Source organism: Salinispora pacifica DSM 45544 (assembly GCF_000378845.1).
GTDB lineage: Bacteria > Actinomycetota > Actinomycetes > Mycobacteriales > Micromonosporaceae > Micromonospora > Micromonospora pacifica.
In genome coordinates this window covers 5277101-5291677 of the sequence record NZ_KB905359.1, presented here as the reverse complement: position 1 = coordinate 5291677, position 14577 = coordinate 5277101, and the positions used below count along the sequence as shown (strand labels likewise).

14 protein-coding genes and 3 pseudogenes are annotated in these 14577 nt (G+C 68.1%); 10 read left to right on the top strand and 7 right to left on the bottom strand.

Features of this window, described 5'->3' with window-relative positions:
- Positions 1-155: 155 nt before the first annotated feature.
- Positions 156-275 (bottom strand): annotated as a pseudogene (locus tag SALPAC3_RS29475) (IS3 family transposase); the annotation flags it as partial.
- Between the two features lie 183 nt (positions 276-458).
- Here SALPAC3_RS29475 and SALPAC3_RS0124245 point away from each other — a divergent pair.
- Positions 459-1631 (top strand): acyltransferase family protein, encoded by a 1173-nt coding sequence (locus SALPAC3_RS0124245; RefSeq protein WP_026185864.1) that lies wholly within the window; start codon positions 459-461, stop codon positions 1629-1631.
- 91 nt (positions 1632-1722) lie between these two features.
- Here the strand turns inward: SALPAC3_RS0124245 and SALPAC3_RS0124240 are convergent, their stop codons facing one another.
- The 4 genes and pseudogenes from SALPAC3_RS0124240 to SALPAC3_RS29535 form a co-directional block, all read right to left on the bottom strand.
- The gene (locus SALPAC3_RS0124240) at positions 1723-3096 is read right to left on the bottom strand and encodes a HAMP domain-containing sensor histidine kinase (protein WP_018223758.1); all 1374 of its coding nucleotides are present in this window, start codon (positions 3094-3096) and stop codon (positions 1723-1725) included.
- A gap of 11 nt (positions 3097-3107) precedes the next feature.
- On the bottom strand, positions 3108-3824 hold the full coding sequence (locus tag SALPAC3_RS0124235; protein ID WP_018223757.1) for a response regulator transcription factor: 717 nt from the start codon (positions 3822-3824) through the stop codon (positions 3108-3110).
- Positions 3825-3844: 20 nt separating this feature from the next.
- A complete protein-coding gene (locus SALPAC3_RS0124230; protein WP_018223756.1) occupies positions 3845-4213 on the bottom strand; it encodes a hypothetical protein in 369 nt (122 codons plus the stop codon).
- Positions 4214-4327: 114 nt separating this feature from the next.
- Positions 4328-4617: pseudogene (locus SALPAC3_RS29535) on the bottom strand (transposase); the annotation flags it as partial.
- Between the two features lie 92 nt (positions 4618-4709).
- Between SALPAC3_RS29535 and SALPAC3_RS0124220 the strand changes: the two are divergent.
- The 4 genes from SALPAC3_RS0124220 to SALPAC3_RS29465 all read left to right on the top strand — a co-directional run bounded on the left by SALPAC3_RS0124220 (position 4710) and on the right by SALPAC3_RS29465 (position 8281).
- Positions 4710-5054, top strand: coding sequence for a hypothetical protein (locus tag SALPAC3_RS0124220; RefSeq protein ID WP_018223754.1), 345 nt, complete (start codon positions 4710-4712; stop codon positions 5052-5054).
- A gap of 339 nt (positions 5055-5393) precedes the next feature.
- Positions 5394-6437: an AAA family ATPase gene (locus SALPAC3_RS0124215; protein WP_018223753.1), complete on the top strand. Its 1044-nt coding sequence runs from the start codon at positions 5394-5396 to the stop codon at positions 6435-6437.
- A 50-nt stretch (positions 6438-6487) separates the two neighbouring features.
- Complete coding sequence (locus SALPAC3_RS29470) at positions 6488-7117, top strand: hypothetical protein (protein ID WP_018223752.1); 630 nt, start codon at positions 6488-6490, stop codon at positions 7115-7117.
- 15 nt (positions 7118-7132) lie between these two features.
- Positions 7133-8281 carry a vWA domain-containing protein gene (locus tag SALPAC3_RS29465; RefSeq protein WP_018223751.1) on the top strand — a complete coding sequence of 383 codons (1149 nt, stop codon included), beginning with the start codon at positions 7133-7135 and terminating at the stop codon, positions 8279-8281.
- Positions 8282-8354: 73 nt separating this feature from the next.
- Here the strand turns inward: SALPAC3_RS29465 and SALPAC3_RS29300 are convergent.
- Both SALPAC3_RS29300 and SALPAC3_RS27670 read right to left on the bottom strand, forming a co-directional pair.
- Positions 8355-8432 (bottom strand): annotated as a pseudogene (locus tag SALPAC3_RS29300) (ABC transporter ATP-binding protein); the annotation flags it as partial.
- Between the two features lie 305 nt (positions 8433-8737).
- Positions 8738-9055: a hypothetical protein gene (locus tag SALPAC3_RS27670; protein WP_028184492.1), complete on the bottom strand. Its 318-nt coding sequence runs from the start codon at positions 9053-9055 to the stop codon at positions 8738-8740.
- A 98-nt stretch (positions 9056-9153) separates the two neighbouring features.
- On the opposite strand from SALPAC3_RS27670, the gene SALPAC3_RS0124205 reads away from it, so the two are divergent.
- From SALPAC3_RS0124205 to SALPAC3_RS0124180, 5 genes are all read left to right on the top strand, one after another.
- Positions 9154-9699 carry a DUF4240 domain-containing protein gene (locus SALPAC3_RS0124205; protein ID WP_232430544.1) on the top strand — a complete coding sequence of 182 codons (546 nt, stop codon included), beginning with the start codon at positions 9154-9156 and terminating at the stop codon, positions 9697-9699.
- A 143-nt stretch (positions 9700-9842) separates the two neighbouring features.
- Positions 9843-10697, top strand: coding sequence for a hypothetical protein (locus SALPAC3_RS0124200; RefSeq protein ID WP_232430543.1), 855 nt, complete (start codon positions 9843-9845; stop codon positions 10695-10697).
- A gap of 651 nt (positions 10698-11348) precedes the next feature.
- The gene (locus SALPAC3_RS0124190) at positions 11349-11816 is read left to right on the top strand and encodes a hypothetical protein (RefSeq protein ID WP_018223747.1); all 468 of its coding nucleotides are present in this window, start codon (positions 11349-11351) and stop codon (positions 11814-11816) included.
- Complete coding sequence (locus SALPAC3_RS0124185) at positions 11816-13225, top strand: hypothetical protein (protein WP_018223746.1); 1410 nt, start codon at positions 11816-11818, stop codon at positions 13223-13225. The genes SALPAC3_RS0124190 and SALPAC3_RS0124185 overlap by 1 nt, the downstream gene beginning before the upstream one ends.
- The gene (locus SALPAC3_RS0124180; protein ID WP_018223745.1) at positions 13222-14565 is read left to right on the top strand and encodes a VWA domain-containing protein; all 1344 of its coding nucleotides are present in this window, start codon (positions 13222-13224) and stop codon (positions 14563-14565) included. The genes SALPAC3_RS0124185 and SALPAC3_RS0124180 overlap by 4 nt, the downstream gene beginning before the upstream one ends.
- Positions 14566-14577: the final 12 nt, after the last annotated feature.

Here is a 14577-nt window from a genome sequence, read left to right as displayed (position 1 = left end):
ACGGCGAGGTTGCGGAACCCTTCCCCGGTGCGCAGGTAGGAGGTCGGTGACCACCGCCGGTTGGCTGCGGTCGTGGTGGTGAACTGCCGCTGGACCAGGTCCGACGCGGTCGCCGTGGACGAGGCCTGGCGGCGGGACTGACCGCGGCGCCGGCGGTGGGCGCCCTCGATACCGGCCAGCCGCATCAGTCGGGCCACCGCCTTGCGATTCCACCGATGTCCGCGTTCATGCGGCTCGGCGTGAGCTGTCGGGGCGCCGTGGGGGCGGGCAGCCACTGCAGAAGGTGCTGTGGCCGACGCCGAAACGCTGGCCGGTTCTTGACTGCTTTTTACCCTTTTCCAGACGTGCCTTCACCTTGCGCTGCCATCGTGAGGCCTGCCGAAGCTGCGCACCTCCCACTCACCGGTCCGGCGGTGCGTCGCCACCTTTGTGGATTCACCGAGTGAGGAAGACGTCTGTTGCTCAACACCAGGAAAAACACCGCTCCGTCGACCGGCGATGAGGGGGCAGACAGTGCTGCCTCATCGACCCCGCCAGCGGTGGGACGAGACCGCTACCTTGACCTCCTGCGGTCCGTCGCCATCCTTCGCGTGGTGGTGCTACACACCGCCGGGGCACCCTGGATGACGCTGGCCTTTCCATCCATGGGCATCATGTTCACGCTCGGTGGAGCGATGATGGCTGCATCCCTCGACCGCCGGAAGGGAGTCACGACCGTCATTCGGGGCAGGATGCGTCGGCTACTACCCCCGCTGTGGATGGTGGCGGCGGTGGCCCTGCCGTTGATGTGGTGGGAGGCACACGGGTCGGATGAGCCGTTCCGCCCAACGTGGCAGTATCTCTTCTGGCTCCTGCCGGTGGGTGACCCACCCGCCGGCGAGTCCGAGCTCGGTGGCGGTTTCACCGGCGTGCTGTGGTACCTGCGCGCGTACCTGTGGTTCGTGCTGCTCTCGCCCCTGCTGCTGCGCATCTTCCGCCTGAGTCCCTGGGCGGTGCTGGCTGTGGCGGTGTGCGGGGTGGTTGCCCTCGACCTGTCAACCGTCGGGGAGCAGGGGATCCTGAGCTCAACGCTGAGCGGCTCGGAAGGGCTGTTGAGCAGCTTCGTCGTCTACCTGGCCTGCTGGCTGCTGGGATTCGCTCACCACGACGGTCTGTTGTCCCGCATCAGCGGCTGGGCCACCATGCTCCTGGCCGGCGGGCTGACAGCCGTAGGCCTGTGGTGGACCTACCGGGCCGAGCAAGAGATCGAATTCAGCTCTCTGAGCCTCTATGACGGCCTGGTGTTGAATACGCTGCTGTCACTCGCTTTCGCCTTGGTGTTGCTGCGCTTCCGGCCGGGTGCCGGGCTGATCGACCGGATCGCCCCACTCCGTGTGCTGAGCGAACGGATGAACTCCCGGGCGGTGACCATCTACCTCTGGCACTACCCGTTGCTGCCGCTGGTGTGGTGGCTGAGTGAGGACGGCGTGTTCGCCGGGTGGCCGATGCCGGAGGCGCTGGCCATGATCTGCGTGGAATTCTCGCTGGTCCTGGTCGCGGCGTGTGTGTTCGGCTGGGTCGAGGACCTTGCTGCCCGCAGACGTCCCTCGCTGCTGGGCGGAGGCAGGAAACGGTCCCCGGCGCGTGCGTGAAGGTCCGCAGGCCGACGACACAAAGGGGGGCCACATGACGGCCACTCATCCTCGGGGCCGAGGTTGGGCTTGTGAGCGCCAGATGATCGGTTCAGCGCTCCGGCAGCTCGAAGCCGATCGTGGCGCCCCCACCGTCGCGGTTACCCGCGAACACCATCCCGCCGTGAGCGGTCACCACATCCCGGACGATCGCCAGGCCCAGCCCCGAGCCGCGCATGCCCTGGGCCTCGGGAGCCCGGTAGAACCGGTCGAAGAGCCGCCCTTCGGGTAGGTCTGGTATCCCGGGTCCGCGGTCCCTCACCTCGACCCGGCCCCGGTGGATCACGATCTCCACCGGGGCCCCGGAGGAATCGAACTTGGTGGCGTTCTCGACAAGGTTGGTGAGGGCTCGTTCCAGGGCCTGTGGCCGGCCGGTGACGACGGTATCGTCGGCCTGCGTCGTGATCTCCCGGCTGGATCGGGTACGGAACCGCTGGGCAACCCTTCCCGCGATCTCCGCGAAATCAACGGGCTCGGTCGCCTCCAGTTCTCGGGTGTCCGTCGCAAGCTCCACCAGCTCGTTCACCAGCTTGATCAATTCCCTGGACTCCATCGTGAGGTCGGTCAGCAGTGGACCGCGGGCGGCCAGGGGCAATTCGTCGAACCGGTGCAGCAGGGCGATGTTGGTCCGCATGCTGGTCAGTGGAGTGCGTAGCTCATGGCCTGCCTCCTGCACCAGTCGTTGCTGGGCGTCCCTGGACCGGGCGAGCTGACCCAGCATCCGGTCGAAGGCCGTGCCGAGGCGGCCGACCTCGTCTCGCCCACCCGCCGGCACGGGAAGATCCAGCCTTCCGGTGACCGCTACCTCCTCCGCCACCCTGGTCAGTCGAACAAGGCCGCGGGTCACCCGGGTCGCCACGAACCAGCCACACACCCCGGCCGCCAGCGAGATCGCGACGCCGACCGCCGTGATTCTGGTCCTGAGGCTCGTGAGTAGCGAATCCACCTCGCTGAGCTGTTGTGCCACCTGGATAGCTCCGCGTCCTCCACCGAGCGCGACCGTGATAATTCGTACCCGAGTGTGATCCAGCTGTGCTTCGCTGCTCCGGGTGTGCCCCGGATCCCCGGCCGCGGCCACCGCCCGGTCCGTGTAGGACACCGGAAGCGGCTGGGGGTGACCCTCGTCAACGACCTGCCCTCCGGGTCCGAGGATCTGGCCGATGAGCGTGTCGGATCCAGCGAGGACATCACCGAGATCAACACCGAGATCGTCGTCCAGCTCGACCAGGTCCTCCGGCGTCAGGTCACCGGCGTCAATCGTCAGCTCCGCCACGGCCTCCGTCGCCCGGTCGAAGTCGTCGTCGGTCTCCTGCCAGATCAACCCGGACGCCTGACCATAGCTCAGCGCGCCGACACCGACGGCGACCACCGCCGCGACCGTGGCGAACAACAGGGAGAAGGTCAGCCGCAAGCTGGGTCGGGTCATGTCACGCAGAGTCATGATTCGCGGAGCGTGTACCCGACTCCCCGGACCGTGTGAATGATCTCGGGTGCGCCTGGGCGGGCCAGCTTGCGCCGCAGGTAGCTGATGAAGACGCTCAAGTTCTTCGAACCAGTGCCGAAGTCGTAGCCCCAGATGCGGTCGTGAATCGTGGTGCGGTCCAGCACCACCCCGCAGTTACGAATCAGCAGTTCGAGCAGGTCGAACTCCGTCCGCGACAGGATGATCTCCGCACCACCCCGCCATGCTCGGCGCGCTGCCAGGTCGAGCCGTACCCCGGCTGCTGCCAACTCGTCGCTGGCATGGCTGTCTGGGCCGATGCTCGGGGCCGCCCGGCGCAGCAGGGCGCGCAGCCTGGCCAGGAGTTCCTCCGGCTCGAAGGGCTTGACAAGGTAGTCGTCCGCGCCGGCGTCGAGCCCAGCGACACGGTCGGAGACCTGGGTTCGTGCGGTCAGCACAAGGATCGGGGTCCAGTCGCCCTGTGCCCGCAGGACCCGGCAGACCGTGAGACCGTCCAGGCCGGGCATCATCACATCCAGGACGAGTAGGTCCGGGTTGTCCCGGCGGACCGCAGCAATCGCCTCAAGGCCGTCACCCGTGGCGACGACGTGGTAGCCCTCGAGCAGCAGGGACTGCTCGACGGCGCGGCGGATGGCGGGATCGTCCTCGGCGAGGAGGATAGTGGGCACGGACACCACCGGACTGTGCCACATCTCGTCCGACCGGAGCCACCTCAGCTGACCTCCCCGTACTCCGCGAGGCCCGCTTCTTCGACACCTGGGCCGACCGGCGCCGGAAGGTGCGCCCTGCGGTCACCGACCACGCCACCCGCCGGGTCCGCGTCCTGGACACCGTACGAACACGTCGCCTGGCCGAGCTGCGCCAAGCCGTACCCCGTGAACTCTGCGATGATCGTGCGGGTGGCCCGTGAGCGTGATCGTGGCGTGACGTCGAGCGGGTCGCGCGCCGGTCGACGCTCACCGTGATGACCGAAGTTCGGTACCGGTTGCTGGTCGATGCCGCCCGCGATGCCGGACAGGCGATGGCTGAGCGCACCGCTCGGCGCAGCGGATCTGTTCGGGTAACGGTTGGTGGAACGCATTCGGGAAGAACTCACTTCACGGTGAGGGCGGACACGGTCGGCCCGCCGGCGCTGGGGTGACGTCGGCGGAGTCCTGGGCGCGCCGGGGCGACCAAGGGCCTGTGTCGAAGTCGGTCATAGCCACTCATTGATCGCGGCGATGTGCACAGTGGCTCCGTAACGCGCGGCGAGTTTGTCGAAACGGGTGGCCACGGCGCGGTGGCGTTTGAGGCGGTTGATACCGCACTCCACGGCCTGGCGTTGCTTGTACCGCCCGGGCTCGAAGGCCGGTGGCCGCCCACCCTAGGCCCCCTCCTTACCCCGGTTGGCGTCCTGGTCGACCTTCGACGGGACCGTCGCGGCGATCCCGCGCCGGTCCAGGTAGCAGCGGTTGGCCTTGATGTGTACGCCTTGTCGGCCACGACCCGGGCGTGTCCGTGCCGACCTCAGCGCAGATTGCGTGGGCGACACCCGCGAACCCCGACCTGCTCGTAGCCGTGCGGCAGGATGGGCGTTCATGGGCGCGACCGAGCCGTACGTGACCGTCATGGAACCGACCTTTGTGGCACGGTTCCTCCTTGATCCCGACGAGACCGAGGAGTGGGTGGCCAACGTGGATACCGTCGTCGACCTTCCTGACGGCTCCAGGTGGGCACTGACGATCCTCACCGTCGACGAGGTCCGCCGCCTGCTCGTGAAGTGGAAGGAGACCGGTGACGTCCGGGACGGCAGCTACTTCTGGGCGGTTGACCAACTGATTGTGCCTGAGCCGGGCGTGCCGGCCATGACTGCAGCCATCCGAGAACTGGTTCATACTGGAGAGATAGCAAGCATCGGTGTTCGATGCGATGATCCAGGCTGAAGCCGCCCGGGCGTACCCGCAAGAGTGATGGCTCCGACCGTTGCCACGCACGAGGCGCGGCAATGGGGACTGGGGCGGGGCAGGATAGCCCGGTGCCCGTCTGGAACCGTGGCCTTACTCACCGTCCCGGCGGCTTCTGACCCTACTGGCTACGCGTCCGCTCATCGGCCCGCGCGTCGAGACGCCCGGCCCATCACTCAACGTGACGTATCACTGGCGGCATGAAGTGTTAGTGGGCTGCGTCGGCTCGGTTGTTCCTGCTCATGCTGGCGGGATGGATTTGGGGTGCGGGGTTGGCGTGGTGGTGGGCAGGATGGGCGGGTGCATAGTGCAATCTCGGTGACGCCGGCCCAGTTGCCGGATCTGTTGCTGCATGTGGCGGTGGTCCGGCCGGTGTTTGTGTGGGGTGCTCCGGGTATTGGTAAGAGTTCGCTGGTGCGGCAGTTCGCCGTGTCGCTTGGGTTGGACTGCGTGACTCTGGTTGGTACGCAACTCGCGGCGGAGGATCTGATCGGGGTGCCGGAGTTGCGGGATGGCCGTAGCCGGTTCGCGCCACCGGAGTCGATCGCTCGCGATGAGCCGTACTGTCTCTTTCTTGACGAGTTGAACGCGTCGGCGCCGGAGGTACAGAAGGCGTTCTACTCGCTGATTCTGGACCGCCGTATCGGGGCCTACGAGTTGCCGGCGGGGTCGATCGTGATCGGCGCGGGTAACCGTGCCACGGACAACGCGCTGGCCCGGCCGATGGCCTCGGCGTTGGTCAACCGGATGGTTCATACGCACCTACGCGCCAGTGTCGATGACTGGCTGGCGTGGGCGCAGGGCGCCGGGATCCACCGTTGGGTGGTCGACTACCTGTCGGAGCGTCCGGACCAGTTGTGGGTGAGCCCGCCCAAGGTGGAGGAGGTGTTCTCCACCCCACGTAGCTGGCACATGCTCTCCGACGCGCTGCAGTCCTACGGCGATAACATCGACGAGCACACGCTGCGGCTGTTGGCGGCCGGCACGTTGAGCCCCAGCCACGCCTCCGGGTTCTGCGGCTACGTGAAGATCGTGCGGCACCGGCACGGGCTTGAGGCCGTCGTGCGTGGGGATGCGGGCTGGCCTACCGCTGCCGCGGACCGGGACCTGCTGTACTTCCTGGCAGAGGCGTTCCGGGCCAGGTTGGTCAAGGAACTGCCGGCGAGCAAGGAACACGCCTCGCCGACGATGCGGCAGTTCGCGCATCGGACCAAGGCGCTGCTGGTGGAGTTGGCGGAGACGTCGCTGGAGTGCGCCCAGATGGTCATTTCCACCGACGAGGACGGCGCGCCGGTGCTGCCGACATGGTTCCTGGTCGAGGTGAGCCGTGACCTGCCCCGGCTGGTCGCGGCCCGAAGCTGAGGCCGTACACCACGATGGGGAAGAAGAGGCGGGCGCAGGGCGATCCGAACATGACCGCGTTCGAGGCCGCGTGGCGGAAGCTGACCAGCCATCCGATGTTCGCCCCGCTGCTGAGCGTCCAGGTCGGACCCGGGCAGCGTGCCGGTGTGCGGGCGGTGCTGGCCGAGGACGGCCAGCTCGTGGCGGCGAACGCGATCGCCGTGGTCGACTCGCGCGGCCTGATCCGGGCGAGCAAAGCCTGTCGGCTGGACGAGGACCAGTGGTCATGGGTGCTGGCGCACTGCCTGCTGCACCTCGGTTTCGGTCACCTCGCCCCAGATCGTCACGCCATCGACCCGGCGTACGGGGAGGTGGCCTGCATCGCGGTGGCACGGTTCCAGCGGGCCGTCAAACTCGGCACCGAACCGGTGCTGCTGCCAGCCGAGCTTCCCAGTGTCGACGAGTCGGTGCTGCTGCGGCAGTGGCGGCAGGCCGGGGTACCGGCCGAGTACGCGGGCTGTGGCACCGGCGGCCACGGACCAGACCTGATCCCACCACCTCACAGCCCGGACCCGGCCGGCGCCAGTGCACCGGACTGGCCGGCGCAGTTCGCGGTGGGCCTGTCCGCGGCGGCGACGGCGGCGGTGGACGTGGCGGGCGGGGCACGCACCTCACTGACCGACCCGGCCAGCCGCCGGTAACCGTGGCACCTGGCGATGGGCTGGTTCCTGTCGTCCTACCCGCTGCTCGGTGCGTTGGCGTCCCGATTCACCCTGGTCGCCGATGTCGAACTCGCGCGGGGCTGGGACATCACGATCGCCGCCGTCTCCCCGGTCGCGGGGGAGATCTACCTCAATCCACTGCGAGACCTGTCGGACGAGCAGTGGCGGTTCGTGTTGGCGCACGAGATGCTCCACGCCGCACTGCGCCACGGTGACCGAACCGGTGGACGCGATCCGTACCTGTGGAACGTCGCGGCGGACTACGTCATCAACGGCTGGCTGATCGAGATGGGTGTCGGCGAACCGCCCGCCGGCCTGCTCCACGACCCGCAGTTGGCCGGGATGTCCGCCGAAGCTGTCTACGATCATATCGCCAAGGATCTACGCCGCCTCCGCAAACTGGCCACGCTGCGCGGCACCGGCCTCGGCGACGTACTCGGTGAACCCCTGCCATCCGGCGGCACACCCGGCTACGGAGTTGACCTGGACGACTTCTACCGGCGGGCGCTGCTGGCCGGCTACGCCTATCACCAGCGGGAAGGCCGGGGACACCTGCCAGCCGGACTCGTCGCCGAGATCCGGGTCCTGGAACAGCCGCCGTTGCCGTGGGATGTCCGGCTGGCCCGCTGGTTCGACGAGTACGTACCGTCGCCGCAGCGTGCCCGATCTTACGCCCGCCCGTCACGCCGGCAGGCGGGCACACCGAACATCCCGCGACCGGGCTGGCGGTGGCCCGAGGAACCGATACCCCGATGCACATTCGGGGTCGTGCTGGACACCTCCGGATCCATGAACCCCGAACAGCTCGGCAAGGCACTCGGCGCTATCGCCTCGTACGCCACCGCCCGTGACGTACCCGCAGCGCGAGTGGTCTTCTGCGACGCGCACCCCTACGACGCCGGGTACCTGCCGGCCGAACAGATCGCCGGCCGGGTACGGATCCGCGGACGCGGCGGCACCGTGCTGCAGCCCGGCATCCACCTGTTGGAGAACGCGCCCGACTTTCCGGCCACCGCACCGATCCTGCTCATCACCGACGGATACTGCGACACCGTACGCATCCGCCGCCAACACGCCTTCCTCATCCCGGAAGCCGCCCGACTACCTTTCGCCCCCCGCGGCCCCGTCTTCCGACTACGGTAACGACAACCTGCCGATGACACCCAGCGACACCACCCGGATCGATACATAGGCGTACGTCGATGTTAGGTCGGAGGTCCGCGCCGCGCCCGGGCACCGCGTCGAAGACGGAGATACCGCCGGCGTACGGCTCCTGAAGGCCGGTGATGCAGCGCGTGCGCGGTCATCGGCAGGTCGGACGCGGGACCTCCAAGATCTCCATCACGCTGCGGATCCGCTGCTGACGGTGGATGAGGGCGCCATTTCCGGCCTCGGTACCTTGATCCCAACTCATGGGGTGTCAGCGGGGCTGGGTTCGTCCCGCAAGAGGCTTGGCTTCCAACGCGGCACCGAGATGCCTTGAGCAAGAGTGGCCCACGCAACGCAACCTGTTCAACCGCCTACTCAGCGCCCTGCACCACTGCCTGGCCACCGGCGCCACCTACGACGAAGCCAAGGCGTTTCCCGTCGAGCGGGCGGCTACCGGTGCGCGGTCGCCCGCTTGAGAGCCTGGCGCAGCGGAGCAAGCGGAGGCACACCAGACAAGCCCGCGTCATCGAGATAGAGCCGACAGGCGAGCCCGGCCGTTCGCGCCGGAGCGGCAAATGGGTCACAGCCGTCTATCAAGATCGTCGGAGAGCCGACGAATCCCACAGCCTCCGCCTCAGCCTGGTCGGCCACCACACGGGTACTGAACTGCACTTCGGGCAGACCAACCTCGTCTAGGGCTTGACGCAAGATCACTGCGGCCCGCTCTTCGTTGGGGCAATCAACAACTACCAACAGCTGCACATCCACAACCCCATCATCGCCCCTCCCGGCGCCGAGCCGATCAGCCCGACAAGCACCTCTGCTTGACAGCAACGGTCGATCGGATGTCTTGCTACGGTCTGGTCGTGGAGTGGGGCACCTTCTGGGAAATCGTCGAGCACACTCGCGCTGTGGCGGGCAGTGACACCGAACGCGTTGCGCAGGTTCTCCTTCGCCGTCTTCGCGAGCTGTCGCCGGGCGAGATCGAAGAATTCCAGGAACACTGGGAACAGGCGCAGGACGGGCTCTTTCGCTGGCCGATCCAGGACGCCGCGACGCTGCTGCTGGGACCACTCGACGACGACGCTCTCTTCGCGGTGCAGGACTGGATTGTTTCCCACGGCAGGCGCACCACTCAGCACGTGCAGGACGACCCCGACAACCTTGTCGAACTGATGCCGGATCGGCACAACGCCCGCATCGACTGGTTCGGTGGCCTCGCGATGGAGGCACACATCGCCGTAACTGGCCGCCCCTTCGCCGTCGACGGTCCGGACAGCCCCGACGAGCCACTAGGAACCGCAGCCGACCTCACCGACGAGATCTCGACGCGGCAGCGTTTCCCCAGAGTCGCGGCCTACCTCGACGCCAACACTTGGATCAAACGCCCGTGGGAGAGCGCAGCCAGCTAAAAACGCTCCGCCGAGCACGACTTCCTCTGCTTGCTCGCCGTGACCGTCCGCGACCGGTGAACGCGCGGCGGCAGATCCAGATATCGATCACCGCCGGACGGCTACGGTACGACGGCTAATGACTATCCGGCATCCTTGATGAGGTGGCACATCTAGAGCCGTTCCTGAGATTCGTACACGAGCGCCGCGACGGGCTGCACTGCTACGTGGCCCGTGCCGATGAGACGGACATGCCGGGGCCAGTGTGGCCGGGACTGTGGGAGCAGGACTATTCCGACGATGCGGGCCTGAATCCTTGGTGTCGATACGCGATCAACAACGCCGACGGTGAGGCCCTAGCGGTGTGGCGGGCACTGGCCTGGGAGCTGACCGCGGGTCGGAGCCGGTCCGCCATTCCCACCTACTACCGCGATGAGGCAGCTCAGCTGCGAGAAGTAGGCCGTGAGGCGGTGCAACTGGTCCGTTGGGAGTACGAGGTCGACGTCGAGCAACCCGAGTGGCTCACCGCGGACATCGGGTTCGTCCCGGCCCGCGCCTGCGTTCCGCTGTGGCCGGCGGCGGACCCGTGGCAACGAGAACACGCCGGCTTCGCCGGCCTGTTCGCCTTGGCCAGCTTCCGGCACCTCACCGACCTTGCCCTGGCCGTAGCTGGCGACGCCACCTCGGAGATCACGCTGTTCGCCCTTCGCGATCCGGGCCGGACCCGCCTACTGGCCTCGACACTGAATCAGGCGCACCATCCTGACCTGGCCGAGATCCTGCAGCCCGGTGACATTTTCGTCGACCTAGCCGTGGTCCACGATCTTGTACCAGGCGGCGCCAGCTACCTCACCATCAAGACACCTGAAGCCACCGACAAGGTCGACCACCTGGCCGAGCACTTCAGTGAGACGTTTCGCCGCTATACGAACACCGCAGGCCAGGTCCATACCTTCGACGAGTTCCACAGCGCGATCGATGCTCTACTCGCCCCACCCCGCAGCATCGGAACCAGCTGACAACGACCCCTCAACCGCACACTGCCACTCTCACCAGGCGGCACATCAGGATGGCGGTGCCGGCAGCGCCGTTCATACTTCGATCATGGCGACCGGCGGCGAAGCACCTCCTCTACTGGTGGTCGACGGGGCGAACTTCGCCGACTTCGATGGCTTCGCCCACGAGTTCTCGAGACGAGGTGGCTCAACTCGAAGTGTTCAGGGCTGCGCTCGGTTACGACGCGACGGTCCGACGGTTTGAGTACATCCTGCCTACCTGCCACCCGTCGAACCGCGCGGACTCCGGGCCAGGATCAGCGCCGCGCAGCAAGGCAGAGGCCGCACGCTCTCCGACGAGATCGTCGAGCACGGCGTCAACAGATCCCTCGACCGCATCGCCGCCTGGTCGCACCTTCGTCACCGCTACCGACTCGTTCCTGTTGGCACTGATGACCGGGCTGACAGTGCAGCCGCTGTCCGGCCCCAAGGCCACCCCGTCCTGTCGTACCCGCAGTCCATGATCCTGTCGTACCCGCAGCCCATGATCCCGGTCGTGACGTACGGCGACGGCTGACTCTGCCGGCGGCGTGGTGATGGGAAAGTTCGGTGCGCGGCGGACGGGAAGGTCGAAGGGTGGCGAACATGGACGATGTTGGGTGGGCGCGGCGAAGTATGGTGCGGGTGGTAGCCCCCGCCCAGCCTCGCAAGCTGGTCAAGGTGCCATTCGTGGAGCTGGCCGATGGGCGACTGCAGGGCGTGGTGTCCAGCGGGTCGGATACCGCGCGGGTGTACGTTTCGTCGATCACGGCCAGTACCCACGCCTACCACTGCAGCACCAACAACAACCGGCCGTGCGGGGGCCTCCGCGGCGCTCCGTGCAAGCATTTGGAAACCCTGGCCAATGAGGCAGTGCTGCAGTACGGGTTCGATCGGGTGGCCCGATACCTGCGCGTCGAACCCGACGTTGCGGTGAACACGGGCGCGGCGCTGCTCCACAGCCTGGACACGCGGCACGAGCCGAGCTCGGCAGCGGTGGTATTCAGCCGGTTTCTGCGTCACCTCTCCTACCTGGAGGTGCCCGGCAGCACCACGTCGCTACCCGAGCTGCACTGGTTCCCATCAACCAGGACGGCGCGCTGATGCCCGGAACGCAGATCGCCGCCCTCACCGCAGGCCATCCGGCCGGGCTGACCGACGCCCTCCACCTGGTGACAGGCGTCGATGCCGCCCTGACCCGAGGCCTGGCCCGGGTTGGCGACGAGGACGCTGCGGCGCTGGCCGGCCTGGCCGGGGCGGTGGCGACCACCCCGTTGGCGAATCTGGTCGCCGAGGCCGTCGACAAGATCATTGCTGGTTCGGGTGCCCAGGAGTATGTCGCTGCGCTCGCTGGAGCACGATCGGCGGTGCTCGGAGCGGTGCACGATGCCCTGCTCGGGCAGCTCGACGTCGCCTTGGGTCGCAGCCGCACGCCGTGGGTGCCGATACCGGCCGCCGTACCCGGCGAGGTGTCGCCGGCCCTGGCCGCCGCGCGCGCGTGGTTGTCCGAGGTGGCGGTAGCCGGGTGGCGCGGCGTTGACCACGAATTGGTGGCGGGCGCCGGGTCGGTGGTTGAGGCGGCGCTGGCCGTACCTGAACTGCGGCGGCTCGCGGTGCTGCTTGACGGCCTCGCCGCCGAGCTACGCGCCTGCGTGCCGGTCGCCATGATGTCCCAGGTGCCACAGCGCCGCTGGGCTGACCTGTGGTCCCGTGGTGTGCTGCTCGCCCAGGACACCGCCGCCGGCGATGCTGCCCTCAGCGTCACCGAACGGGTCTCGGGGCGGTTGCTGCCGCTGGCGGTGGATGTGCACGAACACGACACCGCGGTGCAGTTCCAGGTGCACGCGCTTCTCGAGCCGGCCGATGGCGGGTCGACCCGACTGGTCCGCACGGCGGTGGGTGCCGCGAAGGTGGACAGCATCGTTGGTCCGGCGCTGTGGCGGCTGCTGCCGGCGCAGCCCGTCCTGCTGGCGGCGCTGGCGCAGCGACGCGGTGTGCTGGTGGCCGACGTGCCGATCCGGGGCGCGGACGTGCACTGGCGGGACGACCGGGCACGGCTCGACGAGCCGGTCGACCCGTTCGCTGCGGCACGGGTCCTGCTGCCGGATGCCCTGGCGGCGGCACCGCATCCGGTAGACCGGCACCCGGCTGGGATCGCCGAGCCCGTCCTGCTCGAGGGGTACGCCGTCAGCGGCCAGGAGGGTGGGCTCACGGTGGAGCTGGACGGCCACCGGCTCGCCGTGACGGTAGACCGGCTGCCCTCCTGTGGTCCGCTCACCCCGGAGCTGGTCGCTGCCTCGTCGGCCTGTCTCGGGCTGCTGCGGTGGGATGCCGGCCGGTGGCTGCTGCAGCCGATGGCGGTGCAGGCCACCGTCAAGCGCAAGATCGTCGCTATGCATACCGGCGACTGGGCGTGCGGGGTCACCGACGCGAAGGTCGCGAAGGCCGAAGCGAAGGCGGGCGACGCCGTGACGGTGCTGCGGGAACGGGCGGGACGGTTGCTGCGCCGATGACCCTCCCCCATCACGACCGTGCCGACGAGAACCGGCGGCAGGTGCTCTACTGGCGGCTACTGGCCAGGCTCTTCGACCCGACCGAACAGCCCACGCTGGAAGCGGCGAGCCTGGCCGTGGTCGAGGACCTGGGGCTACCCGGCGCGCTGCTGGACCCGGCTGTCTCGGTGGACACCGTGATCCAGCGTTACCCGTCGCTCGCCGCGGAGTTGCGTGGCCTGCTCACCGCCGCCGAGCACGCACCAACGGCCGACGACGCTGCCACACCGGAACCCGGCCCAGCCGAGGTGCGGCGGGCCGCGCTGGTGTCGAAAGTGCTGCTCAACGTGTTCGCCGCCGATACCGGGCCGGTCAACGCCAGCCAGCTCGCCCGGTGGCAGTCCGACGCCGGCTGGTTCGAGCAGGCGCTCGGCGCCGAGCCGGGCGAGCTACGCCGGCAGGGCGGAACGGGGTTGGGCGGCACCCTCGCCGCGCTGGAGGGCGACCTGGTCCGCCGGATGCACCTACGCGAGGTGCTCGCCGACACGGTGCTGGCCCGCCAGCTCACCCCGAGCATGTCGCTGATCGAGCAGCTGTTGCGGGACAAGGCGAACCTGTCCGGAGTGGCCCTCGCCAACGCCAAGGCGCTGATCCGTCGGTTTGTCGACGACGTCGCCGAGGTGCTGCGCACACAGGTGGAGCAGACCAGCGCCGGGACCATCGACCGGTCGGTGCCGCCGAAGCGGGTGTTCCGTAACCTCGACCTGGATCGCACCATCTGGCAGAACCTGACCAACTGGAGCCCCGAGGATCAGCGGCTCTACGTCGACCGCCTCTACTACCGGCACACCGCCCGCCGTACGACGCCGGCTCGGCTGATCGTGGTGGTGGACCAGTCCGGCTCGATGGTCGACTCGATGGTCAACTGCACGGTCCTGGCGTCAATCTTCGCCGGGCTACCCAAGGTGGATGTGCATCTGATCGCGTACGACACGCAGGCGCTGGACCTGACCCCGTGGGTGCGCGACCCGTTCGAGGTGCTGCTGCGCACCAAGCTGGGCGGCGGCAACGACGGTCCGGTCGCCATGGCGCTGGCCCGTACCAAGATCGCCGAACCACGGAACACCGTCATGGTGTGGATCTCGGATTTCTACGAGTTCGACCGTTCGCAGCCCCTGCTCGACGGTATCGAGGCCGTACACCGCTCCGGCGTGCGATTCATCCCCGTCGGCTCAGTCAACAGCTCCGGCCAGCAGAGCGTCAATCCCTGGTTCCGGCAACGCTTCAAGGACCTGGGCACCCCCGTGATCTCGGGTCACATCCGCAAACTCGTCTTCGAGCTCAAGAGCTTCCTCACCTAGGAGTCCAACCCC